The organism is Methanoculleus sp. UBA291, assembly GCF_002499755.1.
Classification (GTDB): Archaea; Halobacteriota; Methanomicrobia; order Methanomicrobiales; family Methanoculleaceae; genus Methanoculleus; species Methanoculleus palmolei.
In genome coordinates, this window is sequence record NZ_DANC01000015.1 from 12,080 (window position 1) to 37,373 (window position 25,294).

The 25,294-nt window shown below is 61.7% G+C and carries 20 protein-coding genes and 1 tRNA gene; 6 read left to right on the forward strand and 15 right to left on the reverse strand.

Annotation, left to right across the window (positions count from 1 at the left end; genetic code table 11):
- Positions 1-365: 365 nt before the first annotated feature.
- The 6 genes from BP737_RS03045 to BP737_RS03070 form a co-directional block, all read right to left on the reverse strand.
- A tRNA-Leu gene (locus BP737_RS03045) sits at positions 366-448 on the reverse strand.
- 33 nt (positions 449-481) lie between these two features.
- Complete coding sequence (locus BP737_RS03050) at positions 482-1,339, reverse strand: alpha/beta hydrolase (protein WP_292406342.1); 858 nt, start codon at positions 1,337-1,339, stop codon at positions 482-484.
- A gap of 7 nt (positions 1,340-1,346) precedes the next feature.
- Entirely contained in the window at positions 1,347-5,204 is a 3,858-nt protein-coding gene (locus tag BP737_RS03055; RefSeq protein ID WP_292406345.1) for a DNA-directed DNA polymerase II large subunit, read from the reverse strand.
- A gap of 61 nt (positions 5,205-5,265) precedes the next feature.
- Positions 5,266-5,787, reverse strand: a complete 522-nt coding sequence (locus BP737_RS03060; RefSeq protein ID WP_292406348.1) for a HEAT repeat domain-containing protein — start codon at positions 5,785-5,787, stop codon at positions 5,266-5,268.
- A gap of 26 nt (positions 5,788-5,813) precedes the next feature.
- The gene (locus BP737_RS03065; protein ID WP_292406350.1) at positions 5,814-7,019 is read right to left on the reverse strand and encodes a HEAT repeat domain-containing protein; all 1,206 of its coding nucleotides are present in this window, start codon (positions 7,017-7,019) and stop codon (positions 5,814-5,816) included.
- A 58-nt stretch (positions 7,020-7,077) separates the two neighbouring features.
- Positions 7,078-7,632 (reverse strand): type 1 glutamine amidotransferase domain-containing protein, encoded by a 555-nt coding sequence (locus BP737_RS03070; RefSeq protein WP_292406353.1) that lies wholly within the window; start codon positions 7,630-7,632, stop codon positions 7,078-7,080.
- A 182-nt stretch (positions 7,633-7,814) separates the two neighbouring features.
- On the opposite strand from BP737_RS03070, the gene BP737_RS03075 reads away from it, so the two are divergent.
- Positions 7,815-10,562 carry a cation-translocating P-type ATPase gene (locus tag BP737_RS03075; protein WP_292406355.1) on the forward strand — a complete coding sequence of 916 codons (2,748 nt, stop codon included), beginning with the start codon at positions 7,815-7,817 and terminating at the stop codon, positions 10,560-10,562.
- Positions 10,563-10,815: 253 nt separating this feature from the next.
- Here BP737_RS03075 and BP737_RS03080 read toward each other — a convergent pair whose 3' ends face one another.
- From BP737_RS03080 to BP737_RS03095, 4 genes are all read right to left on the reverse strand, one after another.
- On the reverse strand, positions 10,816-11,376 hold the full coding sequence (locus BP737_RS03080) for a hypothetical protein (RefSeq protein WP_292406357.1): 561 nt from the start codon (positions 11,374-11,376) through the stop codon (positions 10,816-10,818).
- Between the two features lie 49 nt (positions 11,377-11,425).
- Positions 11,426-12,715, reverse strand: a complete 1,290-nt coding sequence (locus BP737_RS03085) for a hypothetical protein (RefSeq protein ID WP_342685927.1) — start codon at positions 12,713-12,715, stop codon at positions 11,426-11,428.
- Positions 12,716-12,726: 11 nt separating this feature from the next.
- A complete protein-coding gene (locus tag BP737_RS03090) occupies positions 12,727-13,338 on the reverse strand; it encodes a hypothetical protein (protein WP_292406363.1) in 612 nt (203 codons plus the stop codon).
- Positions 13,339-13,991: 653 nt separating this feature from the next.
- Positions 13,992-15,521: a cobyric acid synthase gene (locus BP737_RS03095; RefSeq protein ID WP_292406366.1), complete on the reverse strand. Its 1,530-nt coding sequence runs from the start codon at positions 15,519-15,521 to the stop codon at positions 13,992-13,994.
- A 222-nt stretch (positions 15,522-15,743) separates the two neighbouring features.
- On the opposite strand from BP737_RS03095, the gene yciH reads away from it, so the two are divergent.
- Positions 15,744-16,049: a stress response translation initiation inhibitor YciH gene (gene yciH / locus BP737_RS03100; protein WP_209730510.1), complete on the forward strand. Its 306-nt coding sequence runs from the start codon at positions 15,744-15,746 to the stop codon at positions 16,047-16,049.
- A gap of 157 nt (positions 16,050-16,206) precedes the next feature.
- Entirely contained in the window at positions 16,207-16,539 is a 333-nt protein-coding gene (locus BP737_RS03105; protein ID WP_292406374.1) for a type II secretion system protein E, read from the forward strand.
- Positions 16,540-16,542: 3 nt separating this feature from the next.
- Here BP737_RS03105 and BP737_RS03110 read toward each other — a convergent pair whose 3' ends face one another.
- Together BP737_RS03110 and BP737_RS03115 are read right to left on the reverse strand one after the other, a co-directional pair.
- A complete protein-coding gene (locus BP737_RS03110) occupies positions 16,543-16,803 on the reverse strand; it encodes a hypothetical protein (protein ID WP_292406376.1) in 261 nt (86 codons plus the stop codon).
- A complete protein-coding gene (locus tag BP737_RS03115; RefSeq protein WP_292406381.1) occupies positions 16,796-17,293 on the reverse strand; it encodes a YkgJ family cysteine cluster protein in 498 nt (165 codons plus the stop codon). Before BP737_RS03115 ends, BP737_RS03110 begins: the two co-directional genes overlap by 8 nt.
- A gap of 99 nt (positions 17,294-17,392) precedes the next feature.
- Here BP737_RS03115 and BP737_RS03120 point away from each other — a divergent pair, with 99 nt between their 5' ends.
- Entirely contained in the window at positions 17,393-18,571 is a 1,179-nt protein-coding gene (locus BP737_RS03120) for a nucleotidyltransferase family protein (protein WP_292406384.1), read from the forward strand.
- A 166-nt stretch (positions 18,572-18,737) separates the two neighbouring features.
- Here the strand turns inward: BP737_RS03120 and BP737_RS03125 are convergent, their stop codons facing one another.
- The gene (locus BP737_RS03125) at positions 18,738-18,917 is read right to left on the reverse strand and encodes a hypothetical protein (RefSeq protein WP_292406388.1); all 180 of its coding nucleotides are present in this window, start codon (positions 18,915-18,917) and stop codon (positions 18,738-18,740) included.
- Positions 18,918-19,023: 106 nt separating this feature from the next.
- Positions 19,024-21,054, reverse strand: a complete 2,031-nt coding sequence (locus tag BP737_RS03130; protein ID WP_292406391.1) for a hypothetical protein — start codon at positions 21,052-21,054, stop codon at positions 19,024-19,026.
- A 759-nt stretch (positions 21,055-21,813) separates the two neighbouring features.
- On the opposite strand from BP737_RS03130, the gene BP737_RS03135 reads away from it, so the two are divergent.
- Complete coding sequence (locus tag BP737_RS03135) at positions 21,814-23,292, forward strand: hypothetical protein (protein ID WP_292406394.1); 1,479 nt, start codon at positions 21,814-21,816, stop codon at positions 23,290-23,292.
- 337 nt (positions 23,293-23,629) lie between these two features.
- Here BP737_RS03135 and BP737_RS03140 read toward each other — a convergent pair whose 3' ends face one another.
- On the reverse strand, positions 23,630-24,004 hold the full coding sequence (locus BP737_RS03140) for a hypothetical protein (RefSeq protein ID WP_292406397.1): 375 nt from the start codon (positions 24,002-24,004) through the stop codon (positions 23,630-23,632).
- Between BP737_RS03140 and BP737_RS03145 the strand changes: the two genes are divergently transcribed.
- On the forward strand, positions 23,981-25,102 hold the full coding sequence (locus BP737_RS03145; RefSeq protein WP_292406400.1) for a hypothetical protein: 1,122 nt from the start codon (positions 23,981-23,983) through the stop codon (positions 25,100-25,102). The two genes, BP737_RS03140 and BP737_RS03145, sit on opposite strands and share 24 nt — an antisense overlap.
- Positions 25,103-25,294 lie beyond the last annotated feature (192 nt).

Consider the following 25,294-nt stretch of genomic DNA (forward strand, 5'->3'; position numbering starts at 1 on the left):
GAACTCATCCCAAAAAGATCTATGAATGTTCTGTACACCCTTATCGGAGCACGCACCTCCGAAGTTTCTCTCCTCTGAACGATATCCAGGACAGGGAGAGTGAAACGGCTTCCTATTGGCTATCGCCATGTGGGGGAGGGTCCGGGAGGGGGTGCCCCCCTTCCGGCAAAGGCATTTTGGGATGCCCTCGATATATCACGTGGCGTTAACTTCTATAGTTTCACATGGATCAGTCCAATTTTATAGTGCAGTTGTCCGAAAGCCTCATGGCGCCATGTCAGCCCCCAGGTTCGACAGATGAGGGTCACTTTGAAGATGGAAATGGCACTGAGAGTATGGGCATTCAAGACTTATAATCCTGAAAATGCGAGGGGAGGGATTCGAACCCGCGAACTCCTTCGAGAGTCGATCTTGAGTCGACCGCCGTTGACCGCTTGGCTACCCTCGCGCCTGTACTTCTTGAACGCACTGGGTAATGAGCTTATGGCCCCTGCCCCGCCGCCTCGTCCGGCACCTGCCGCCGGACGAAGACCCCGACCCGCTCGATCGCCGCCGCACCCTCCGGGAGGACGGCGGCAAACGCCTGCCAGCAGTGGAACATTCCCTCCGCACAGTCGAACGTGACGGAGACACCCTGGAGTTGCGCCGTGCTCACGAACGCTGTAATCCCGTCGATCAGAACCTCCCCGCTCCCCGCCTGCACGAGAAGCGGCGGCAGGCCGTCGAGGTCCGCGTAGAGCGGTGAAGCCAGCGGATCGTCGGGGTCGTGACCGGCGAGGTAGTCGTTCCGCATCGCCGCAAGCCGCTCCGGCCCGAACCAATCGCTATCCCGGTTGAAGATGACCGACTCACCGAGGAAGAGCATATCGACCGCCGGAGAGAGCAGGACCGCCGCCGCCGGCATCGGAAGCCCGGCGTCGAGGGCGGAGAGAAGCATCGAGAGGACGAGCGTCCCCCCGGCCGAGATCCCGACCGGCACCACCCGCGCCGGGTCGCAGCCCTCCGTGAGCAGGTGGCGGTAGGCGGAAAGGCAGTCCTCCACCGCCGCCGGGAAGGGGTGCTCCGGCGCGAGCCGGTAGTCGACCGAGACGACCTCGCCTCTCGCGGCATCCGCGAGGCGGGCGCAGAGGTCGAGGTGATCGGCCGTCGACCCTCCGGTAAACCCCCCGCCGTGGAAGAAGAGCAGGGTCCGGTCTGGCCGGGACGCGGACGTCGTCACCCGGTATGCAGGGATGCCCGGCACCCGCTCGACGCCGGGCCGCCGGCGGTCGGCCGGGAGGGAGACGCCCCGCTTGAGGGTCGCAAGGACCTCCGCAGACGAGAGCGTAGCAGCCGCCATCCCCGCCTCACATGAAGTCCGCAAGCCCGAGTTGCCGTTTCGGGGGCTCGCCGAAAGTCGACTCGATCTGCATGGAGAGCACCGCCACCCGCTGCTTCGTGTACTCCGACACCGCATAGTTCTCGCAGATGTTGCGCGACATCTCCAGGTACTTCTTCACCGACCCCTCGTGGACCGTGGGGATGACGTTCCCGCCGCAGCGGGTGCACTTCCCGGCAAGCGGCATCCGCCGGAATTTCGCATTGCACTTCATGCACCGCACCTTCTGCTTCGAGAACGCATTGAGGTTGCCCTGGAGGTCCCGGATGAAGTGGGTGTTCAAGACCCGCTCCGCGACGTCGTCGGCATCCACCGCCCGGATCTTCTTTGCGAGGTCGAGTTCGGCCTCGAGTTTATCGAGCATCGACCCGAGCTTCGTGTAGGTGGACTCGAGCGGCCCTGCGGAGATGTTCGAAGTCGGTGTGGTAAAGAGGAAACCCTCGAACTGGGCCGGGGTCCCGAGCCGCCGCTCCACCCGGTCGACGAACGCATCGAGGTCTTTTGGGTGAGCGTAGGCGAGGCAGCCGTTGTAGACCTCGATGGGGTAGTGGTCGCAGACGTCGACGTTGAGGCTCTCCTTATCGACCTCCGCCGGGTCGATCCGGGTGGTCAGCACGAGCGGCGCGTCCATCGTCCCGCCCCGCGTCTCGGGGAGATAGGATCGGGAGAAGTTGATCAGCCCGTCGAGAAGAAGCATTACGCAGTCCTCGTCGCCGTCGCACTGCCCGCAGAAGATCCCGTCCGCAACCAGGGTGTGATTGTCCGCGACCGTGAGACAGTAGACCCGGTCGTCGAGCGTCCGGACGGTCTCGCAGACGACGACCTCGTCGCTGACGACGAGCCCTCCCTCCTCCGTCGGGACGCGGTCCCCGACCTTCACCTCGAGCGCCCGGATCTTCCGGAGGTAATCGGTCTCCCAGACCAGCATCGCGTGGTCGGGGGTGACCGAGAGGATCTTCCCCCGCCTCGTCTCAAACCGGATGAGGTGCGCCGGGGCCCGGTGAACCGAGACGGCGGTGACCCGCTTCATGCTCACCTTCCCCTGCGGATCGATGCTTCGGACGTAGAACGGCTGTCGGGGGTCGGAGTAGAACGTCCCCACATGGTCGAAATGGGGGTTTGCGAGATTGAAGTTCTCCACCACGAACTGCCGGATTGGCACCGTCGCCCACTGCCGGCCGTCGAAGACGGAGATCGCCGTATCGCCCGCAAAACAGTTCCGCCGTTTCGCCGCGTGGAAGAACGGGTGGCCGTAACCGACCGGCGCCTTCGAGAATCCGATCAGCCGGGCGAGAACTCCGGCGCTCGTGTGCGGGGCAAGCCCTATCAGGAGCTGTCCCACGAGGTCGAGCGGCTTTTCCGCCCGGTAGAACGGTTCAAGCCCGTAGACTTTCCTGAGAAGATCGTCGATGAACTTCGCCACCCGGACCAGCCACTCGCCGCAGTCTTCCGAGACCAGGATGTCCTGGTGGCGAAGTTCCAGCACCTGGTCGTCCGAGACGAGTTCCCGGCCGTAGGTGTCGTAGATGTAGCCGAGTTCCCGAAGCCGCTCGATCGGGACGCCGACCTCGTCGGGCCGGAAATGAGTCAGAGGAAGATCGATCATATCGTAACGGACAGTCCCGTCTTTGAAGACATAAAGGTTCTGCAACGCCCGGAGAATCCCTTTTTCGATTGGTTCCACCGGCCGTTCGCGGGATATCAGCCCTTTCACGCCCTTTAGGAGCGGGATCGCCGAGTCGCGCACCCCGAGACGCTCGAGCGCCGCCGCGTACTCGGACTTCACGTTGATCGAGACCTTCTGGAGGCAGACCGTCGGCACGTTGCACCGTGGGCACAGGTCCTTCCCGACGTCCAGCCCGCACTTCGGGCACCGGAAGACCGGGACCGTGTGCGCGCCGCACTCGCAGAGGTTCTTGTAGGTGAAGGTGCCGCAGGCGGGGCAGCGCCGCTCGCCGACCTCCACCTCGGCCACGCCGCCGTCCGTATTCGACCGGGGCTTCGAGGTGCAGACCGCCTGGAACGACCGGCGCGCACCCCCCCCGTCCCCGACGGGAAAGAGCGAGTGGGGCGGCGGTTTCATCTCCCGCGGCTTCGATTTCCCCGGCCGCCCCATCCGCCCGCCTATCCGGGTGCCCGCCCGTGAGCGGACCAGAAAACCCGAGAGGTGCATCACGAGGTCGAGAGAGTTCTCCAGCGGGGCATCCTGCCACACCGGCCTCTTCTCGAGTTGGAGCGTCAGCCCGAGGCAGGCGAGGAGCACCAGATGTTCGGGGAGCGCTATCCGGTCGCCGGAAAGGTGATGGGGCACCAGGAGTTCCTCGAGGATCGCCTTCACCTCCGGGGCGTTCGGCAGCGTCAGCACGCCGTCCTCGATCCTGCCGTCGGCACAGACCCGGTCCGCAAGGAGGGTGATATCGGCCGGGGCGACGTCGTCCCACATGTAGGTGTAGTCGGGGTGGAGGGGGGCTCCGTCGAGCGCGAACTCTATCGCCTCGAGTTCGTTCTCCGGGTGCCGCCTGCCCCCTTCGAGCATCCACCACTCCTCGCAGTAACTCGGGGGCATCAGCGGGTGGTTGTTCTCCATGAACTCGCCGAAACTGATCAGGATCTCGCCGTCGTCCAGGATCTCCTCCACCTGCCCCGCGATCTGCCGGGCCTCCGCCGCGTCGTCCACCCGCCGCACCTCCCCGCTCCGGAGTTTGACCGTCGGGCCCTGGATGGAGTCGACCGGCACGATCCCCGCCGCCTTTCCGGGCCGTTCGACCTTCATCTGGGTCCCTACCGCGAGGAAGTCCCCGAGGATGTGCATCGTCGCCGGGTTCAGGCCAGCGGCCGCAAACCCGGTATTCCGCGCCCGGCCTAGGCGCAGCCGGAACCCCCCTTTGCGCATAGGGTAGGAGAAGACCGGCCGGCCGCCGATAAGGTCCCGGATGTACTTGTCCTTGGGCTTGATCGCGGCGCCCGGGTCGTCGTCGTCGCTCTTCGGGCCGCCGCCGATCATCTCCTCGATCCAGTCCCAGCCCGCCATCTTCATCTTGCGGACGTTCTTTAAGACTTTCGGGGCTTTCAGGGCCAGCCCTTCCGCGACGACGAGCGCCATCCCGCCCCGGATGGTGTTCGTCTCCACCCGCTCCAGGTTCCGGTACCCGCTCACCTCCTGCTGCTCGGTCGGTTCGCCGTCGATGCAGACCGGGCAGTTCTCGATGATCGTCCGGAGTTCCTTCTCGCTCGGGAGGTACTGCAGGCTCATGATGTTGTTGTACTGCCGGATCTCCTCGATGTAGCGCTCCACCTCCTCGGGACGGGGGGTGTAGCGGTTGATCCCGAGCGCCTGCCGGACGTAGTCCCCCACCAGCACCGAGAGCGCCTGCGCCGTCCCGCCGGCGCTCCGGATGGGGCCCGCGTAGTAGATCTTTAGGTAATCGGTCCCGTCGTCGTTCTTCCCGAGGCTGACCTTTGCAATCCCCTCGGTCGGGGCGGCCACCACGCCCTCGGTCAAGAGCGCCATCGCTCCCCGGATGGCGTGGTCGAGGATCTCCTCGGTCGTGGTCTCGCCGAACTTCCGTGCCACAAAATCGTCGCCGATGCGGAGCGCCGCCTCTTCCCGGGACATCTGCTGTTCAAGCTCCCGGATCCTGGCTGCGATCCCCCGATAGCCGAGGAGCGCCTCCACGCGGTCGGCGAGGTCGCTGGCTATCGGGATCTCGATCTCCGTCGTCGGGTCGAGACCGCGTGTCCGTGCGGCTGCGGCGATCTGCATCGCGATCTCGAGCCCTGCCCCAAGTTCGTCGAAGTAGCGGGCGGTGGCGGGTGAGACCTCCATGTATGGAGTATGGGGCCTTCACGCATTTAGAGTCCTCGTTTTCCGACGAGGAACCCCCGATTCACTTCTTCCCGGATTGGTCGGTTTCAAGTGCCCTGGTGAGCGGTCCGGCGCCCGCCTCTCCCATCTTCCACAGGAGAAGCGCGGCGCGCTCCTGCGTCTCCAGGTCCGGGCTACGCAGCAGGCGGAGGAGGGGCTCCACCGCCGGTTCGCCGATCCCGCATATAGCCATCGCGGCGAACGGCTGGAGGTCAGGGTCGGCGCTCTCGATGACCGCGATGAGGGGTCCGACGGCCGGCTCCCCGATCCCGGTCAGGGCTGCCGCGGCGTAGCGCCGGAAGTCCCGGTCCTTTCCCGTACGCATCGCCGCGATGAGGGGCTCCACCGCCTGAACACCAATCTTCACCAGCGCGCGGGCGGCGTACCACCGGATATCGTTGTCGCCGTCGAGCATTGCGGCTATGAGCGGCCCGACCGCCGTCTCTCCCATCGTCCCGAGTTCGGCGGTCGCCGCCCGGCGCACCGCGAGGGGGCCGCGCCGGAGGTCGGCGACGAGTTCATCGATCCGGGTCTCGTCAGTCATAGCGTTCAGGTGCTCTCTTGCAGGTGTTATGTCTTCCTGATGCTGCCGAGCGCCTTCCGGGCGGCCCGGCGCACCTCCTCCCGCTCATCGCCGAACGCCCTGATCAGGGCATCGACCGAACCCGGGTCGTCGATCCCCGAAAGACCCACCGCCGCTCCTTCGCGGACGCGCCAGTCGTCGTCACCGAGCGCCGCAATAAGCGAGGCAACGGCAGGTCTTCCGATCCGGACGAGGGCATCCATCGCTCCCTGCCGGAGTTCAGCGTCGTCCGTCCGGAGCGCCGAAATAAGGGCGGGGACCGCAGGTTCGCCGATGTCGCCGAGCGCACTTGCAGCACGCTGCCGCACCCCTCCTTCGGGGTCCCGGAGAAGACCGATGAGGGCTGTAACGGCATTTTCTCCCCCGATCTTCCCGAGTGCGAGGGCCGCACCCCGGCGGATGCTCCCGCTTCCGGCGTGAAGGCTCGCGATGAGGTCGTCTCGCGCAGGTTCGCCGATAGCCCCGAGCGCGAGGGCCGCCCTGCTCCGGACGTAGGCGTCTTCATCGTCAAGCGCCCTCATCAGCGCCGGAATTACCACAGGTTCGCCGATATCGCCGAGAGCGACCGCAGCCATCCATCGGGCATCGACGTCTTCGCTCTTCAGGCTCTCCGTGAGCGGCCCGACGGCCGGGGAGCCCAATTTCCCGAGCGCTTCCACAGCCTTCCAGCGAACACCGCTCTCCGGGTCGGAAAGGAGGGCGGCGAGCGGTCCGACTGCGGCGGGATCGCCGATATCGCCGAGGCAGCCGGCCGCCCGGTAGCGGGTATCCGGGTCCCGACTCGAGAGCCGGGCGATCAACCTTCGTGTACTCCGGTCGCATGCGGGCGCTCCGGAACCGGGCTCGCCTATCCGGAGGTGCAGGCCGCCGGGACGCCCCCCCGCGAGTTCGAAGAGATATCCGAGGAGATAGGCGATGAGGACAAGGGTCCCCGCGCCCACGAGGATACCCGGCCCCGGGGAGCCGGAGAGAGCGTATTCTATAACGGTATAGAGCGCTGCGAGCAGAACCCCCGGATAGACTGCACGCCTTCGGTACCGGAATGCGGCGAAGATGAGTGCCAGGTAGAAGAGAGGGGTATACGCACCGCCGGCGCCAACGACGAAGCCCAGGAGAACGGCAAGCACCGTGGCAAAAGCAATGATCGCAAGCCTGCTCCGTACCCGCTTATCCGGCAGACCTGCAGAACTCATTTCTGAAGAGTGAGTGCGGGCCGCACCCATAAAGAGTTTGCGCGGCGGGGTTCTCCCCTCACCGCGAGCGTGCAGTCGCCGCTTTTGTCGCTTCGCCGCCGGCCTCCTCGAGTTTTGCAAGCGATGCCTTGATGAATGCGGGGATGTCGTCCGGCATCCTGCTTGATACCAGGTTCCCGTCGATCACCACATCCCGGTCGATGTACTCCGCGCCGGCGTTTTTGATGTCCTGGACAACGGATTTCCAGCCGGTCACCTTCCGCCCCTCGAGCACCTGTGCGGTGATCAGGAGCTGGGGCGCGTGGCATATGATGAAGACCGGCTTTCCGCTCTGAACGAACCGGCGCACAAACTCGACGGGTGCATCGTAAGCCCGGAGTCTGTCGGGCGAGTAGCCGCCCGGTATGAAGAGCGCATCGAAATCGTCCACTGATATATCCGCTGCCGCCCGGTCGATCGCGACCGGTGTCCGGTCCTTCTTCCCGTGGACGGTCTCGCCCTCGGTGAGGCCGACGTGGACGAGGTCGTGGCCGGCCTTCCGGAACGCTTCCGCGGGCTGCGTGTACTCGACATCCTCAAACATATCCGTGATCAGGACTGCTATTCTACTCATTTCCGTCTCTCCCGGGCCGGGTTTCCGGCCCGATCTCCGATCCTGGTCGGGAGATATAATGATGTCGGAAGAGCGGCAGGTCCGGTAATTCTCGGCCTATCGTTCAGGCTCCTGTGGCATTTTCGTGAATACCGTAGGCGAGTTCTCTAGCTTTTTATATCCCGATGCAGAACCGGAAATATATGACCACATCGGATCGGGACCCGAAAGAGGCTCCGCCTGTACAGGGAGGGACTCCGCCCGAATGGCACAGCCTCTCTACGGAGGCGATCCGGCAAAAACTCGGCACCGGGCCGTCGGGCTTAAGCGCGAACGAGGCCTGGATGAGGCTGGAGCGATACGGGGAGAACGTCCTCCGGGAAGAGGCGCGGGAGACGCCTCTCCAGGTCTTTCTGCGGCAGTTCAGGAGCGTCCTCATCATCATCCTGCTCATCGCCGCGGGGGTCTCGTTCTTTGTCGGCGCGATACTCGACGCCGCCGCCATCCTCATCATCGTCGTCTTAAACGCGGCCTTCGGCTTCACCCAGGAGTGGCAGGCCGGGGAGGCGATTGCGGCGTTGAAGAAGATGCTCGTCCAGCAGGCCGTGGTCATCCGCGACGGAAGGCAGCAGGAGGTCGATGCCGCCCGGATCGTTCCCGGCGATCTGGTCGTCCTCGAGATGGGAGAACAGGTGCCTGCCGACCTCTTCATCGTCGAGGCAACCTCGCTTGAGGTGGACGAGGCGCCGCTGACGGGCGAGTCGTCGCCCGTGGATAAGGCGCCGGGCCCGCTCCCTCCCGAGACCAGCCTTGCCGAGCGGAGCAACATGGCGTTTGCGGGCACGACGGTGGTCAACGGGCGGGGGCGCGGGGTGGTCGTCGCCACCGGGATGACGACGGAGTTCGGGCGGATCGCCGGTCTATCCCAGCGGGTCAGGGACGAAACAACCCCTCTCTCCCGACAGATGGACCGCCTGGGCCGCGACCTGGGGGTTATTGCCGTCGGTATAGCCGTGCTCGCGGTCATCGTCGGCCTCCTGCAGCAGCGGGGTCTCCTGGAGATGTTCCTTGTCGGCGTCTCGCTCGCGGTGGCGGTGATCCCGGAGGGGCTCCCGGCGGTCGTGACGCTGACGCTCGCGCTCGGCGTCAAGAGCATGATGCGGAGGAACTGCCTGATCCGCCGACTCCCTGCATCGGAGACCCTCGGCGCGGTCTCGGTGATCTGCACGGACAAGACCGGGACGCTCACCAAAAACGAGATGACGGTCGTCCGGGTGAGGACGCCGGACGCGGAGGTGACGGTGACCGGGACCGGCTATGCCCCGGAAGGCGGTTTCCTCCGCGGGGATGACCCCATCGACCCTCTTGCGGACCCGGGACTCGGGCAGTTCCTGCGCACCGTTCTCCTCTGCAACCACGCGGTTCTCGCCGGCGACGGGGAGAAGGGGTGGCGTGTCCTCGGAACGCCGACCGAGGGGGCGCTCGTGGTCGCGGCGTCAAAAGCCGGGCTCTCCCGCGAGGGTGGCCCGGAGGCGGAGGAGGAGTTTTCGTTCAACTCCGCCCGGAAGCGGATGACGATCATCTACCGGGAAGAAGAGGGGGATGTCGCCTACGTGAAGGGGGCGCCGGAGGTCCTTCTCGCCCGTTCGTCCCGGCTGCTCCTCGGCGGATCGGTGGTGCCGCTCACCGAAGACCGTCGCGAAGAGGTCCTCGCGGAGATCGGGGAGTACGCATCCGGCGGACTCCGGGTGCTCGGGGCGGCGTACCGGCCGCTCCCGGACGGGGCCGAACGGACCGCGGAGACCGTGGAGGAGGACCTGATCTTCCTCGGATTTGCCGGGATCGTCGACCCCCCGCGGCCCGAAGCAGCGGAGGCGATCCGGCTCTGCAGGAGTGCGGGGATCGATGTGATCATGATCACAGGGGACAACCCGCTGACCGCCTCCGCCGTCGCCCGCGGTCTCGGCCTCTCCGGCGAGGGGGCGCTGACCGGGGCCGATCTCGACAGGCTGACCGACGACGAACTCAAGGGCCGCCTCCGGACGACAAAGGTCCTCTCCCGGGTCACCGCGGAGCATAAACTCCGGGTGATCGATATCCTCTCCCGGGAGCGGTCGGTCATCGCCATGACCGGCGACGGCGTCAACGATGCCCCTGCGTTGAAGAAGGCGAGCATCGGAATAGCCATGGGGATCAAGGGGACGGATGCGGCCAAAGAGTCGAGCGACATGGTACTCGTGGACGACAACTTTGCAAGCATCGTCGCCGGCGTCGAGGAGGGGAGGCGGGAGTACGACAACATCGCCCGGTTCACGCGGTATCTCCTCTCCTCCAACGTCGGAGAACTCGTCGCGATCGTCGGCGGGCTGCTCCTCGGCCTGCCGCTGATCCTCATCCCGATCCAGATCCTCTGGATCAACCTGGTCACCGACGGCCTCACCGCCATCGCGCTCGGCTTCGAGCCCGCCGAGCCGGACGTCATGCGGCGGCGGCCGAGGGACCCGACGGAGCCCCTGCTCACGCGGAACGCTCTCCTCGTCATCCTCATATTAGGGATATGGCTCGGTCTCCTGACTATCTACGTCTTCTCCGGGCTCTATACGGTGGACCTCGAACGGGCACGGACGATGGCTTTTTCCGGCCTCATCATCTTCGAGCTCTACAACGTGCTGAACTTCCGGTCGTTCCGGTTCCCGCTCCACCGGATCGGTGTCTTCTCGAACCCGACCCTGTTCCTCGCGATCCTCGGGACCCTTGCCCTTCAGGTGCTGGTGGTCTACGTCCCGTTCCTGCAGCCCTTCCTCGGGACCGCGCCGCTGACCCCCGGTGACTGGGGTCTGCTCGCCCTGCTCGGCCTGCCGGTGCTGGTTGCCGGGGAGGTCTACAAGATTCTCCGTTCCCGGGTGGAGAAGGACGCTCCGGGTTCGGGAGAGTCCCCGGAGACGGGGTAATCAGACAGCAGAACCGCAACGGTTATCCCTTATGAAAGGTAATAGCCCTATTATCCTCCGGGCACAGTATGGGGGCCGGGATACGACGTCAATCGAACTTCCCGGCCCCCGCGGGATACCGGGGGTATCGCCGGTTGAGACTTCGACATCGCTCCCCATAACATTTCTGTGCATTTCTCTGGATCGTCGTTGCAGCCGCGGTCAGTTCAATTCATGACTGCCGGTTCTATTTTCGGCGCCAGGGAAATGCGGCTCAGTTCCCGACCTCCGTACCCCCGCCTCCCGGGAGAGACGCATTAACCAGAGCGTTCAGGTGCTCGAGCCCCCGTTCCGACTCATACGCCACCACCTGCGGACTGCCGTCCTCTCTGAGTGCGTCGGTGATCACAAACAACAGGTCGTCGTCAGCAGACGGTTCGGAATCGTGCAGCCCGAAGATCGCACTCTGCAGCGTGATCGTTTCAGATCTTGTCTTCTCGCTATTCTCGCCGACATGATACGAGTGCACAAGTTCCGTCGGTTCCAGAAGGGTGAGTACAACGTACGTATCCTCTTCTTCGTCCATACGGTTCGAGAGGTCCTCCCGGGAGACGTACATCTCAACAGGCGGCGTCAGGTTATGGAGGACCGCCAGACACTCCTCATAGAGGGGCCCAAACCGATCATCTCCTTCTGCGATCCGCACCTCTTCCTCTGCGGTATGGATGAGAACTACCGTTCCTTCCTCCGACGAAAGAGGGGCGTAGTGAAGGAGAACGACGGCAGAGAGAAGGACGATGAGCACGAGGGAGATGAGAAAGTATCGTTTGTTCATGATCCTCACGGGGCCAGGGCGATCAGGTTCTGGCTCTCTTTTTTGCGCCTCAACCTGTCCCCGGTTCCCTCGCTTCCTCTCTCGCCACCCGGATCGCATAATCGATGGCGTTCCAGTTGATCAGAACCGTCCTGTTGTGCATCACGGTGCCGTTCAGCGCCTCGTTTTCGGGTGTGAGGTTGCGCACCCAGATCTCGATTTCCGTGGGCGATGTCACGAAACCTGATATCTGCAATTCGGGATGGTCCTTCTGGAATTGCACCAGTTCAGCCCCAAGCTGCTCAAACTCTTTCTTATACTCTTTCTCATACTCGGGATCATGGATGACCGTAAAGGTCCAGCCGCCGACCTGTTTCCCTTGAATGGCCTTTACCTTCTTTTCATCCTGTATAGAGAACGCGCGGATGATGACCAGTTTGTCTTCTGAGTCAAATTCCCAGCGCATTATGATAAATTCTCTGTTTTTATAGGGTCGGAGATGTTCTATCTCCTCTCTCACCTCCTCCGGCAACTCTTCCGCCGTCATATTCGCCTCTTTCAGCGCTTGCCTTACGTCTTCAGGCACATAATATTCCTGAACGACGTTAAAGGTCCAACCGGCGACCTCTCTGCCCTGAACGGCCTTCACTTCTTTTTCATGCTTTTCATCCCGGGAAAAGTACGTATGGACGATGACCTGGTTGTTTTGCGGGTCAAGTTCCCACGTTCGTATATCCGCAAGTTGCACTCTATCCATTTCCTCTTTTACTTCCTCGGGCAACTCCTCCAGCGTCATATTCGCCTCTTTCAGTGCTCGTTTCATGAGTTCGGGAACATAGGGTTCCCAGACGACGTTAAAGGTCCAGCCGCCGACCTGTCTGCCCGAAACGGCACTCAACTCCTTTTCGTGCTGTTCATTCTGTGAGAGGGACGCATGGATGACGACCTGTTTGGTTTGAGAATCAAACTCCCACTTTTCGATAATGTCCTCGAATGACACGATGTTTTTCAGTTCTTCTGTTACGTCGTCGGGTAATTCATCCGGCGTCATATTTGCCTCTTTCAGCACTCGCTCCACGGTCCTAGACCTATACCAGGACGCATGGATCTCCTGGGCACGCTCCCAGATCCCTTTCGATGTCATATTCTTAACTTCCGGTACTTCTTCAGATACCTTGTTCAGCGTTGTATTCCGGTTTATACCCCCGGGCGGGTTCGACTCTGTCGGCGACCCCGCCGGCGTCACGTTTCCGGTCTCCAGACGGTTGTCCCCGTCAGGAAGGTGCACTGCCACGATCAGCGCTCCTGCGCAACAGACGATTGCAAGTACAATGATGATCCGTGGGGTCGCTTTTGTCATTTACTCCCCCCTCAACCCTTGGTTACATTTCCTTTTGCGTCGATCAAAAACGTCACCTCGGGCTTTGTCTTGTGGTTAAGGAGACCACAATGAAATACTCCGATTACTTCGTAGATCGTCACCTTCGTCGCCTCCGTTTCCGTCCCATAGGGCATGTGCTTCCAGTCCCCGGGTTTGATGTTCAGTTCGGTAAACTGGTAGAACTTCCAGCTGGAGAACTCATCCGCATTGCCTCCCAAGAACTCGGCGCAGACCGCATGGCTAAGTCCTTGTTCGCTATTCTTGACGCGCGCCATGTAGAAATCCCGGTCGAAGGTCCCCTCGATGTAACAGTGCTCGGGGCAACCTTCCCTCTCCATCCAGTAGCAGCCCGCCAGTATCTGGATATGTTCGAGGCATTTCCGGGTCCGGGCATACCGCATCGTCACGTTTTCCAGGCATTCAGCGCTGTACCAGGAGCCCGAGCCGCCCCCGCAGTCGGGAAGCCCGTGGCGGTAACGCCCGATCATGAAGGGCAGATACGCGCCTGCCGACGAGTGGCAGTCCCCATCCCGGGGGACGTGCCGGTGAACGGCAGAGATTTGAGTATCGCCCTGACATGGCGGATCTTTTTTCTGTGTCATTTTTTGTTCCTCCGGTTTTTCGGAAAAGTACCCGGGGGAACTCCAGACCACAACGGTTATTCCTGATGGGAACCAACGGCTTTAGTGCCCTCCGGGCACAGTATGGGAGCCGGGATACGACGCCAATCGAACTTCCCGGTCCCCGCGGGATACCGCATGCGGTATCGCCGATCGAGACGTCAACGTTCTCCCATATACCTTTTCTGTGTCAAACATTGAACTGTCACGGCGGTACCCGGGCCGTCGCATTCTCCCGATACGCCCTCGTTGTTCCATCTCCCGGCGGTGCGGCCGATCTCCAGTGGAAATATATCTCGATCCCTGGATCGCGGGTATGGATGAGTACTCCGCTAAGATCCCTGCATACCTTCCCTGGATATCGAAATCCAGGAGTATCGTCGGCACGCCCCCGGTGCGGCCCCTCCAGATGGTGAAAAGTGCGCGCAAGAGAGGGGCCGCCGCATGCCGCGAGTGTGTGTCGACACCGCGTCACCCCGTTTGTCTCATCTCGACCGCAACGATTCGGCTCGAAGACATCAGCCGGGACGGCCGCGGGAGGCACGGTCTTCCTTTTGAAGATGAACCGTCTTCTTTCGTGAACCGGCCGGGATACATGCCCGTCGGCGGAATCCGGGACCGCGCCTCATGATTTTTTACACTTGGTGTCTCCTCGGCGCCCCACGCCCTCCGACCCATTCTTCAGGCGCCGGGCCCGATTCCTGAAAATAGGGGAGAATCGCATCCATATCCACGTGCTCCTCAAAGTGCCGCGCGAGGTCGTCGTAGGCCGCGGCGGCCCCGAGGGCGCCGGCGTCGGCGTTCGGAATCGGCTCGAACGGCACGCCCCGTTTCTCCGAGAGATAGACGAGGAGAGCGTTTACCGCGCAGGAGTTCTGGAAGAGGCCGTGCATGTAGGTCCCGAAGACCAGGCCGTCGGGAGTCGCGGCCCCCTCCCCGGCGAATGCCTCAGGGAGACCTCCGCGCTCCGTCTCGCCCATGTGGATCTCGTAGCCGTCCACCTCTCCCATCCGGGAAAGGATGGGGCCGGGACCGGCCGCCCGACGCCGGACCTGCACCGTCGTCTTGCGGTAGCCGGTAAATGCGGTGGCGACGTCGAGGAGCCCGAACCCCGGGTACTCGGCGGCGGTCCCCGACTCGATACCGGCGTCGACGATCCGTCTCCCGAGCATCTGATAGCCGCCGCAGATGCCGATGATCGGGACCCCCCGCTCCCTGGCGAGCCGGAGTTCGTCTCCCGTTCCGGCCCGGTTGAGCACGGCGAGGTCCTCCACAGTGTTCTTCGTCCCGGGGAGGATGATGCAGTCGTAGCCCGCAAGCGATGCACCGGGCCGGACGTAGTCCGTCGAGGCGTACTCTTCGAGGACCTCAAAGTCGGTGAAGTTCGAGATCCTGGGGAGACGGACGATGGCGATCCTGATCGGCCGTTCGGTCGTCCGATGCCCCTTGTCGGCGATCGAGAGCGAGTCCTCGCTCGGGAGGGAGATCTCTATGTAAGGCACCACCCCGAACACCCGGACCCCCGTGAGTTCTTCGAGTTTTTCAACGCCCGATGCGAAGAGCCCGACATCCCCCCGGAATTTGTTGACGATGACCCCGACGACAAGAGGCCGGATATCCTCCGGGAGGAGGGCGAGCGTCCCGTAGACCTGGGCAAAGACCCCGCCCCGCTCGATATCGGCGACAAGGACGATGGGGAGACGGAGAGACCGGGCAAGCCTGATGTTTGCGATGTCGCGGTCGTAGAGGTTCACCTCCGCCGCCCCGCCGGCCCCCTCCACCACCACGTGGCCGTAGCGTTGCCGCACCCGTTCGAACGCGGCGACGGCCTCCGAAAGGAGCATATCCGTCTCGGCGTAGTAGTCCCGGATCTGCACATCCTTATAGGGCCGACCGAGCAGCACCACCTGTGAGGTCTGATCTCCTTTCGGTTTCAAGAGGATCGGGTTCATATCGGCCGAGGGTTCGACTCCTGCCGCGAAGGCCTGGACGGCCTGGGCGATCCCGATCTCGCTTCCGTCGGCCGTAACATATGAGTTGAGACTCATGTTCTGGGACTTGAACGGCGCAACCGGAATTCCGCGTCGGTAGAGCGCACGGCAGAGTGCCGCCACGGTTACGCTCTTGCCTACGTGAGATGCGGTTCCGAGCACAATAAGAGACATTGTCGGCAGGAGAGTTGGGCACGTCGGGTTATTAAGGGCGGGGTTTCATGACGTGTCGTGGAGTGGTCCTCTTCCCTAGGCCCGCAACCCGGGTGGCTTGGATATCACCGTCCCCCTGTATCGGAGCCGGCGGCACGGTATTCTCACTGGGATGCGATCTCTTGCGATGTTGACGGATGACCATGCCAAATAATATATAACGAGAGCTGAAAGATACTGGTAATGAACGGTGGGATATGTCCGACTTGCGGACTGCCAAAGGAACTGTGTATCTGTGAAGAAGTCGCGAAGGAACAGCAGAGAATCAGCGTAAAGATTAACAAGCGGCGCTACGGAAAAGAAGTTACGGTCATCGAGGGTCTCGACCCCTACGACATCGACCTTGAAGACCTCTCGAAGTTCCTGAAAGCGAAATTGGCCTGTGGCGGCACGGTCAAGGATTCCTCGATCGAGCTGCAGGGCAACCATCGCGAGCGAGTGAAGGATCTGCTTGCTCAGAAAGGATACAACATGGAAAATATCAGTTGACCCCGGTTATTCTTCCCGGAATGATCGGGTACTTCTTTTTTTGCCTGATTGGAGGCGGTTGCATGGAAAGCGCATGCGGCCCCGCCGAAAGGGGACGGCAGACACTATAATTTGCAGGGCGGATACAACTATCACGGGATGTTGATGATCAATGGTGATGAGATGTTCGTTTGCGCTCGATCCCGACCTGATGGAGCAGATCGATCAGTTTGCCAGGGATCATGCGTTCGACCGGAACGAGGCGATCCTCGAACTGATTGAGGCCGGTCTTGCCTCCCGGCAGGACGGAGAGACGGTGCCGGTTCGGCAGCAGCGTTCGTTTGAAGAGTTTGACCGGCTTCAGCGCGAACTCGAAGACGTTAAAGAGGTTCTCACCGAACTCCGGAACGAGGTTCGGCTGGTCCATCATACGATTGAGACCGACTGGAACAAAGAGGCGAAGGGTGTTCCGTTCCAGACCAAGCACCCCTGGGAGTTCTGGCGGAAATAATCACTAACTGATGATATTCGCGATGTTCCGGAACCCCTCTCCGGAGACGTCGTCGCAGACGATCTCCTCGACCTTTGCCATATCGACATCGGGCGTGTCCCGGCACCGGCTGCAGTAGGCCCGTGCCGGTGACGTCACCTCTCTTCCGCCGACCATGACGCGAACGGAGTGGACGCAGAGCCTGCACCGGTCGATGGAGACCGCCTCCTGTTGTGTACACTGCACCCGGCCCCGGACAACCGGGAGGTGCCGGGGTTCACTCATAGACCTCGACCCGGTAGCCGGCACGGCCGAGAACCGTCGCGACCTCGGCCCGCCAGGCGACGTCGTCGTCGGTCGCGAGCGGCGCCACCCCCTCCTCCCAGCACCGGCGGAGCATGTCGTCCCCCGTGACGAGGCTCCTCCTCCCCTTCACTTTCCCGACCTCCCGTCCGTCCCCGGCAAAGATCCGCATGGTGCAACAGATGTAAGAGCGGCAGACCGACGGGCGGCTGTTATGGATGGTGCAGATGTATTTCTCCTTCTCCCCCGGGAGGCCCCGGAGGAACGGGCACCAGGACGGATGCTTGCGGCTCTCGGAGGTATCCCTGAAGGCATCGAGGAACCGCTCCTCGACCCGGGCGCGGAACGTGCCCCCGACGATCCGCTGCCGACAAAGGAAGTCCCGTCCGGAAAGCCTCTTCTCGACCTCGATGAGCTCGCCGCCGGCGTGCATGCAGCACTTTCCGCAGAGCGTACATTCGAATGTCGTCATCGTCTCTGTAACTCTTTGCCCAACGATGGATAAAGGTTGGGAAACGAAGGCTTTCGGTCGCCCAATAGGGTTAAATCGATACGCATACAATGGAGTGGCATGAAGGTGTGCATAATGTGCGGAGGGGAGGGCACGCGGCTCCGTCCCCTCACATTCGGGCGTCCCAAACCCTGTATTCCGATCGTCAATAAACCCTCGATCCAGCACCTGGTCTCACACCTCGCGAACCTCGGTTTCACCGACGTGGTCATCACGCTCGGCTACATGAGTGAAGCCATCGAGGAGGCCCTCGGGGACGGGTCGCTCTTCGGGGTCAACGTCACCTACGTCCACGAGAAAACGAAACTCGGGACGGCGGGGAGCGTTAAGAACGCCCAGAAATACCTTGAAGAACAGCCGTTTCTCGTCGTCGGCGGCGACCATGTGGTGGACCTGAACCTGCTCGAATTTTACCGCGAGCACCTCACCAACGACTCGATCACCACCATCGGGCTCATCAGCATCGATGACCCCACCGAGTACGGCATCGCCGAGATCGACGCGAACTACCAGATCAAGCGGTTCAAGGAAAAACCAAGCCCCGGCGAGATCTTCTCGAACCTCGCGAGCACCGGGATGTATGTCTGCAACCCCGATATTTTCGACCATATCCCGACCGGCGAGAAGTTCGATTTCGCCCGCAACCTCTTCCCGGAGTTGATGGAGGAGGGCTACGTCCTGAAGGCCTGGCTTGCCCGCGGCAACTGGTCCGACGTGGGGAGCCCGCGGTCGCTCCGCGAAGCGGAGCGGTGGAAGCTGCAGGACATCGGGTTCACGAACATCTCCGGCGATCTCTACATCAAGGGCGCCCGTGTCCTCGGCCCGGCGCAGATCGGGAGCTGCGTCTCGGTTGCGGCGAACTCCCGGGTGATCGGCCCGGTCTCGATCGGTGCCGGGACGATCATCGAGGAGAACGTCGTCATCGGGCCTTACACGAGCATCGGGGAGGGCTGCATCATCAAGAACAGCGCGAAGGTCTTCTCGTCGTCCATCTACAACCGGGTGGTGATCGGGAGAGACACCACCATCAGCGGGAGCATCATCGACAACGATACGTTCATCGGCAGCGGGTGCAACATCGAGCACGACACGGTCATCGGGCCGCACGTGGTGCTGAAGAGCGACGTGGTTGTCCATTCCGGGACCCGGCTCTGGCCGGAGGTGATCATCCCGGAGGGGACGGTTGTGAAAGAGCACGTCTTGAACGAGGACTACGATACGAGGACCGAGGGGTCGTAGGGTCCCGGATATCCCCGACCGGATCTCCTCCGGGTTCGCCCGGGTGCTTGTGGGAGTGTTCCCGGTGCACGATCCGGTTCCTGTTTTTTTACCCGCGGAGGCTGTTCCTTGAGGTTATTGTCACCCTTCCCACGATGTGCCGGGGAGTATGGGGTCGATTCCCCGCTTATAACTTGAGGTTCATGACGATGAGGTCCGAACCGTCGACTCCGTGGAGCATGACCGTGACATCCACCGGCGTGCCGTTGTTCGAGACCCCGGTCCCCGTCCCGACGGCCTGCGATCCTTCGACGGCGGAAAGCCCCCGGGCGGGTCGACCGTTGCGGCAAAGCCGCTCGCAGCGCATGCGGAAGCGTTGGAGACGTCGACTCCGTTCATGAAGACCGAGAACACCAGCAGTCCGCCGCCGACGGGACCGGCGATGAGCGAGGGGTAGAGCCATTCGCGATCGTTCAGTCTCTCCGCCCCGCCACTGCCATGACCGCGTAGACCGCCGCCGCCACTGCGGCAACAAAGCAGAATCCCAGGACCATCCGGGCGAGAAGGGAGAACCAGGGGGCGAGGGGCGGGTAAGGTTCCTGCCAGAGAAAGTGCATCGTCTGGAGCGGGAAGATGAGGATGCCGAAGATGAGAGTGCCCGAGACGAGGACGGCGCGAACAGGCCGCTTCAGGGGAAGACGGCGCCCGAGAAGAAGGTACGGCGCGATCACCCCGAGGCCGATGAGCGTGAGGGCCGGCAGAAATACCATGAGGCTTGGCAGGGCGTCGGGGAGAGGCGATACGCCGAAGTAATCCCATCCGGGAACGTAAAACGGCGGGAATACTACCTGTGTCGAACCGGTCAGGCAGACGGGGATGAGGGAGAGGAGCAGGAGGGCGGCGGCAGAAAGGAGCACTGCAACCGTGGATCGCCTTCTCCGGGCCTCCAGTTCGGTCCGCGCACCCGCAAAAAGGAGAGCGGCAGAGCAGCCGAAAAGGAGCGGCGTCAGGAGGAGGGTGCCGGCATACACGATTGTACGGGAGATATACAGGAGCGGCTCCGCATCCGGCATCCGGCTCACTTTTATGTCCTCGTCAAGCCCCTCTCCGGGAGCCCGGATCGCCGACGGGGAGAGCCGCTGTGCGATCAGCGCTTTCAGGGACCGGTCAGGGTCGGGACCCATGGCCTCTCCGTATGTCCCGTAGTAGACGATGAAGAAGTCGTTGCTCCTCCCGTCGTCAAACGGCCTCTCGTAGGTGAGGATGTAGCCCCTCGCGGTCTCGTTGACAAAGAGCCAGGCGGGGTACCCCCGCTCCGCATCGGAGCGTTCGAACCCGGCGGCAAGGAGGTGGTCGCCGAGATCGAGCGTCGCCTCCAGAGTCTCGCCGTGATCGGCCAGCGCTTCGAATAATGTCCTCTTCTCGTTTCTGAAGGTCCATTCGTCCCTGTACCATCGCTGATCGACGATGTACCGCTCCCCCGTTTCTTCCCGGGTGTACGTTCTGCAGGTCTCGGTTCCGGAAAGGGCAGGGAGGGATAAGGGACCGGTCGGGGAGGCATTCTCGTCGATGAGATAGGTGCCCTCAACCGTGTGGACGTCGGACCCTGCACGTTCACTGCCCCACATCCCGTGGGGAACAAACCAGTTCATCTTCTGTCCGGGGTCGGGGTAATCGTGACCCGCAACGAACAGCCCGGGTTCGAGGTACCCCGGGACGAACCAGACGAGGAGTATACAGAGGAGAAACAGTCCGAGAACATGGGCCTGCCGGGGCGGACGTCCGCTCCCCTTCAGGAGATGGTGGACGACCGGAGGGATGGAGAGCGCCACCGCCCCGGCAACTCCGAGGCAGAAGACGGAGATGGTCGAGAGGGGGAGGGAGAGCAGGGGGATGAGGGACGGAACGGAATCGATCGCAAAGATCGCCGCCGTCAGGTAGGGGAAGAGGAGGGTGCCGAGCGCGCCGCAGGCGACATATGGCCTCTTTATCGTGACGTACCGATCGATGAGGAGGATGGGTGCGATCGTCGCGAGAGACAGGAGGCTGATGCCCGAAAGAGAGATGACGGCGCTCATCAGGACGTCGACGGCGGGGGATACGCCGAAGTGCTCCCACCCGGGAACGTAAAACGGCAGTCCCATCTGCATCGATCCCCCGAGATAGGCGGGGATCATGTACAGCAGGAAGAGTGCGACGGCCAGGGCGGGCAGAGTGAATACCCGGACGCCCGCCCCGCCCCTCGTCTCCCTCACCAGCATGAAGAGGAGCGCCGTGGAGCACCCGAAGAGGACGGCCGCAAACAGATATACGCCGCCGTATCCGAAGACGAAGACCGGATGGGTGTTGCCACCGCCGAAGAGTTCCGGCGCGAGGGAGCCCGGGAGGAACCAGATGAGCGATATGCAGAGCAGGTACAGTCCGGCGATCACTGCACGGTGCGGCGGCCGCTTCCCGTGCAGATGCTCCGTCAGGTGATTGACGGCTTCTCTTGTTCCTTCCATGTTTTAAACTCCTGATCTGGCTTCTCTCGTCCATTCAGGCTCGTTGCCTGGTGCGTGGGCCCCCGCGCCTCCTGAGATTCCGATTTTCGATATCCCCAAGGGAGAGCTCAACGTTCGTCTATATACCTTTTATGTGCAGAAAAGCTACATGTCGGGCCTGCCGGATCGTCTCCTCACCCCAAATCGGCCCCATGGGCGTGAAAATGACGTCGCGCCGACAGTGGTTCCCGAATAGTGTGCGCGGCTTGTCCGGCAAAATCAGCCCCCATGGGCGCTAAAATGATGTCGCGCCGAACGACGAAAAACACAGTCCGATGAGCAGGGGCGCCTGCCCATTTCTTTTCACGGTTCCAGGCGGTCGCCCAATCTCTGCGATGGGTCGCCAGGCTGGCGATGTCGTGCTCGATCACGGATGCAGGCGGCGTTGCCGCCGGCGAACGAGTAACCCCGGAGCATACGGGCTTCTCGTTCTCCGGATACTCAGAGGTACGGTGCACTCATAAAGCAACACGGGAAACGGACACCTGACTTCTCGATAAGTTCAGTACGTGCATTATTTTTTACCTTCAACCTCGCGAAGATAAAGTTCTTTTCGGATCTGCTCTGGATACCATGATTCCCGAGGAGAATCCCCCGGGGGGAGGCCGGGCAAACAGCCCCGGCCGAGGACGGTTGTGACCCGGTGGGTGATCCGTGTCGGGACACCCGGCGGAACGAAGAGGATCTGCGTGATACGACTACGACTACGGCAGCCTCGGAATGAGCATCCGGTATAATAAGAGCGGCTCAGACGTTGGTGAGACGGTCAGCAAGGTGCACGTCACTCCGAACATCCTTGAGATCACCCATACCGGCGGCGAGATCGGGATGTGGAACCATGATTCGGGCATCATCAGCAACAACGCCGGCGACGTGACCTACACCCTGCGGTTCTACCGGGATATCGACACCGACAGCGACGGCATCCCCGACTGGCTCGAAGAGGCCGGCTGGTGGGACGGGTATGGGAACCAGCACTTCACCGACCCGAACAACGCTGATTCCGACGGCGACGGCCTGACCGACGGCGAGGAGCTCGGCCAGATGATCATGGTCGACGGGAAGATCTACTTCATCCTCGTGAGCGACCCGAACAGCGTCGACGGGGATGGGGACGGGATTGACGACATTGTCGAAATAAGGGAGACCGGCACCGATCCGCTGTCAAGGGATTCCGATCACGACGGTTTGACTGATTCATATGAACTTGCGAACGGAACCGATCCGTTCAACTCCGATACCGACGGTGACGGCTGGATTGATAGTCAGGACGGCGAACCGCTCGATGCCAGCACGCACGCATTTGACACGGCGCATATCGCGAAGGAGTTTGTGCTGGGCTTCACCCTGGGTAGTTACGGGGCCGAAAATCATGACAACCCCTACTATGAGTTGGGTTCATTGCTCAGTGGTATAGCTATCTTTGGCGATATCCGGGATGCCGGTATTGCCATCTCACAAGGTGACAAGCAGATGGCGCTTGTCTGTATCGTCGGCATCTGTCCGGTCGGCGGCGATGCAGGCAAGGTCATTGGCAAAATAACTCATATCGCCCTTCATGAGCCCCAAAAACTTCGGCACTGCGGCGTGTACGTCGCAAAGATCGTACGCGATCAAGCCGATGAAACCAGGAGAATTGCTGTTCTCGACGAGGTCTACAGTAACTCGGCCACGCTCCTGCGTACGAGTCACGGGGCACAGACGGACGAGCTAATCGAGATCATCGACCGGCAGGTCGACTTGAATGACGTCCGGCGTCTGGTTGATGACGAAGGGGCATCCTACACAGGAGTTCGGAATGCCGTCACCGCGAACGCGGATTTCTATCAGGTCAAAGGGCTCTATGAGGTGAAGCAGTACCATTCCTGGTCGAAGGGACCGTGGGCATCGCCGGAGGAAAACCTAAAAAAACATTTTAAGGACCATGGTAGACAATTTGGATTTAGCGGAGATCCGGAAAATGAGGCTGAAATGCAGGAGTACTTTAACCTGGCAGCGGATTTCGTGAAGAAACGGGACGGCAACGTGGAGGTCTATTACCAGACCGATAGGTGTAACCTGGCGATCTATGATCGGGCAAACAACTGGTTTGGGGTCGCGAATGAGATGGGAGAGATCCAGACGTTCTTTAAACCAGATGTTCCTACAGCGTACATCGACAGGCGCATAAATAACCATGAATTGATCAAATTAAACTGACGATGGAGTTAGCAAAGTGTCTGAGTCACCTGTTCAGAGATTGAAACGGTATTTCTCTTATTTCAGGAAGAGTATTGCCAGAACCAATACTTTTCTTGACGAGGTCGACGATCCGTGGGACTACCGTCCTTCCAGACTGTTTAAAGTACGTGTTGAGATAAAAGATCTCCTTTCTTCCCTGGAAGAAGAAGGCATCGAGATCTCGGACTATCGGGAACAGTTTACAACCTTGGATTCACAATGGGAAATGCTTGATAACATCTGGAGAACCCGGCCAGAGTTCAGAAGAGGCAAAGAGACTCCCCTGGAGTTGTTCGCTTCACAAGTAAAGTGGCGCTTAAAGTATTTCGAGGAGAGTGTCGATGAAATCAGGACATTCTTCGACAGGATCGAGGTCAATGGGAGGTTTCGTGCATCTTCTCCCTATTGGGAAAGAAGTGAGGTTAAGTACCTCCTCGCCTATCTTGAGGAGGCAGGCGCCGATGTGTCGGAGCATCGGGCACGATATACGATCCTGAACAGGACATGGGAGGAGACTGAGAGGCATCTCGGCAAGCCGCTCCGGGATGCGTTGATGGCGGAACTGCAATACGATCTTACGCGGCGGGATCTGGACTATTTTTTCGATCCATGTTTCGTAGATGAGACCGACAATGCCATCTTTTCCCGGACTTACATGGAGGTGCTCTTGACCGAGCTCCGCCGCGATCATGATCTCCGCGAGATCGATATCAAGGTTGTCACCCTCGATCGGATCATGCGTTTCAAGTATGAACGGGGACTCGATACCTTCGCCCCAGGGGATATCCGTTATATCGGGAGGCCGACATATCTCCCCCCCGATCCGTTCTGGTGGGTGCACCCCTCGCTCGTCCTCGCGCAACGCGGCCCCGGGCCCATCGACACCTCATCCCTCCACTTCGCCCGTCACGGCCCCGACTTCGGCCTTTCCGGGGAGTTGAACGACCGTGAGGGTGTGCAGAAGTACTTCGCGCAGGCCGCTCGCCTTGCGGCCCTGCGTGAGGGGGTCGAGGTCTACTACCAGACCGACCTCGAGAACCTGGTAATCTACGACCGTCTAAGCAACACTTTTGCGGCCGGAAACGAAAAAGGCGAGATCCAGTCCTACTTCCGGCCCGAGGCGACCGGGGTCTCGGGAATTTACCGCCCGTACGTCGATGAACGGGATGCCCGGGGTCTGCTGATCCCGCTGAAGGGAAAGGCCGAACGGGCCGGCACCGCCGATACGCCCGCCGACCTCGTCCAGCAGGCACTGGAGCGCTATGCCGCGGTGATCCATGAGACCGAGGCCCATTTGGACGCCCTTACGGTGAAGGGGCACTACACCGCCCGGGCGCCGTACTGCTGCAAATACCTCCTCGGCTACCTCCTGGCGTTCCACGAAGCACAGGGGGTCGATCTGGCCTCTGCCCGGACTGAGTACGAGCAACTGAACCGGCAGCTGGCCGCTCTCGAAGACCGGGGCGGCTCCGCGTTCCGGGAGCAGGTCTTTGCCGAACTGCAGTTTTTCGTAGAGAACTACTGGCGGGTGGTTGCGTCGGCGACCACCCTCGAACCCCCGCTGACGGAGGCCGAGAATGACTTCAACGAGCGGGACGCTCTCGAGATCCTGATGACCGAACTGGGGAGGGACCACGATCTCGCGGAGATGAAGATCCGGGTGGATGTCCTCGACGAACAGCACCGGAGCATGTATCGTGACTACGCGTTCCGGGACACCGGCATCTACGCCGTCATCGCTGCAGACTACTACCCCGAAGAGTTCTGGTGGCGCCACCCGAAGAAGTGACCCGGACGGCTCTTCTGCCGCGGTTCCGGATCCCTATACTTTTTTTAACCCGTTCAACTCTGACGGCGAACCGCTCGATGCCGGCACGCACGAGTACAGCGCCGGGCGCGCAGCGACCGAACTGGTCCTCGGGTTCACCCTGGGGACGTATGGCGAGGAAAACCACGGTAACGTCTACTACACGGGACCGCA

What these genes read in the sequence shown, in the direction of transcription:
- BP737_RS03050 (WP_292406342.1), bottom strand. Translation starts at nt 1,339, where the DNA reads ATGGCGGCTGCTACGCTCTCGTCTGCGGAGGTCCTTGCGACCCTCAAG.
- BP737_RS03055 (WP_292406345.1), bottom strand. Translation starts at nt 5,204, where the DNA reads ATGGAGGTCTCACCCGCCACCGCCCGCTACTTCGACGAACTTGGGGCA.
- BP737_RS03060 (WP_292406348.1), bottom strand. Translation starts at nt 5,787, where the DNA reads ATGACTGACGAGACCCGGATCGATGAACTCGTCGCCGACCTCCGGCGC.
- BP737_RS03065 (WP_292406350.1), bottom strand. Translation starts at nt 7,019, where the DNA reads ATGAGTTCTGCAGGTCTGCCGGATAAGCGGGTACGGAGCAGGCTTGCG.
- BP737_RS03070 (WP_292406353.1), bottom strand. Translation starts at nt 7,632, where the DNA reads ATGAGTAGAATAGCAGTCCTGATCACGGATATGTTTGAGGATGTCGAG.
- BP737_RS03075 (WP_292406355.1), top strand. Translation starts at nt 7,815, where the DNA reads ATGACCACATCGGATCGGGACCCGAAAGAGGCTCCGCCTGTACAGGGA.
- BP737_RS03080 (WP_292406357.1), bottom strand. Translation starts at nt 11,376, where the DNA reads ATGAACAAACGATACTTTCTCATCTCCCTCGTGCTCATCGTCCTTCTC.
- BP737_RS03085 (WP_342685927.1), bottom strand. Translation starts at nt 12,715, where the DNA reads ATGACAAAAGCGACCCCACGGATCATCATTGTACTTGCAATCGTCTGT.
- BP737_RS03090 (WP_292406363.1), bottom strand. Translation starts at nt 13,338, where the DNA reads ATGACACAGAAAAAAGATCCGCCATGTCAGGGCGATACTCAAATCTCT.
- BP737_RS03095 (WP_292406366.1), bottom strand. Translation starts at nt 15,521, where the DNA reads ATGTCTCTTATTGTGCTCGGAACCGCATCTCACGTAGGCAAGAGCGTA.
- yciH (WP_209730510.1), top strand. Translation starts at nt 15,744, where the DNA reads ATGAACGGTGGGATATGTCCGACTTGCGGACTGCCAAAGGAACTGTGT.
- BP737_RS03105 (WP_292406374.1), top strand. Translation starts at nt 16,207, where the DNA reads ATGAGATGTTCGTTTGCGCTCGATCCCGACCTGATGGAGCAGATCGAT.
- BP737_RS03110 (WP_292406376.1), bottom strand. Translation starts at nt 16,803, where the DNA reads ATGAGTGAACCCCGGCACCTCCCGGTTGTCCGGGGCCGGGTGCAGTGT.
- BP737_RS03115 (WP_292406381.1), bottom strand. Translation starts at nt 17,293, where the DNA reads ATGACGACATTCGAATGTACGCTCTGCGGAAAGTGCTGCATGCACGCC.
- BP737_RS03120 (WP_292406384.1), top strand. Translation starts at nt 17,393, where the DNA reads ATGAAGGTGTGCATAATGTGCGGAGGGGAGGGCACGCGGCTCCGTCCC.
- BP737_RS03125 (WP_292406388.1), bottom strand. Translation starts at nt 18,917, where the DNA reads ATGCGCTGCGAGCGGCTTTGCCGCAACGGTCGACCCGCCCGGGGGCTT.
- BP737_RS03130 (WP_292406391.1), bottom strand. Translation starts at nt 21,054, where the DNA reads ATGGAAGGAACAAGAGAAGCCGTCAATCACCTGACGGAGCATCTGCAC.
- BP737_RS03135 (WP_292406394.1), top strand. Translation starts at nt 21,814, where the DNA reads ATGAGCATCCGGTATAATAAGAGCGGCTCAGACGTTGGTGAGACGGTC.
- BP737_RS03140 (WP_292406397.1), bottom strand. Translation starts at nt 24,004, where the DNA reads ATGATCGCGGCGGAGCTCGGTCAAGAGCACCTCCATGTAAGTCCGGGA.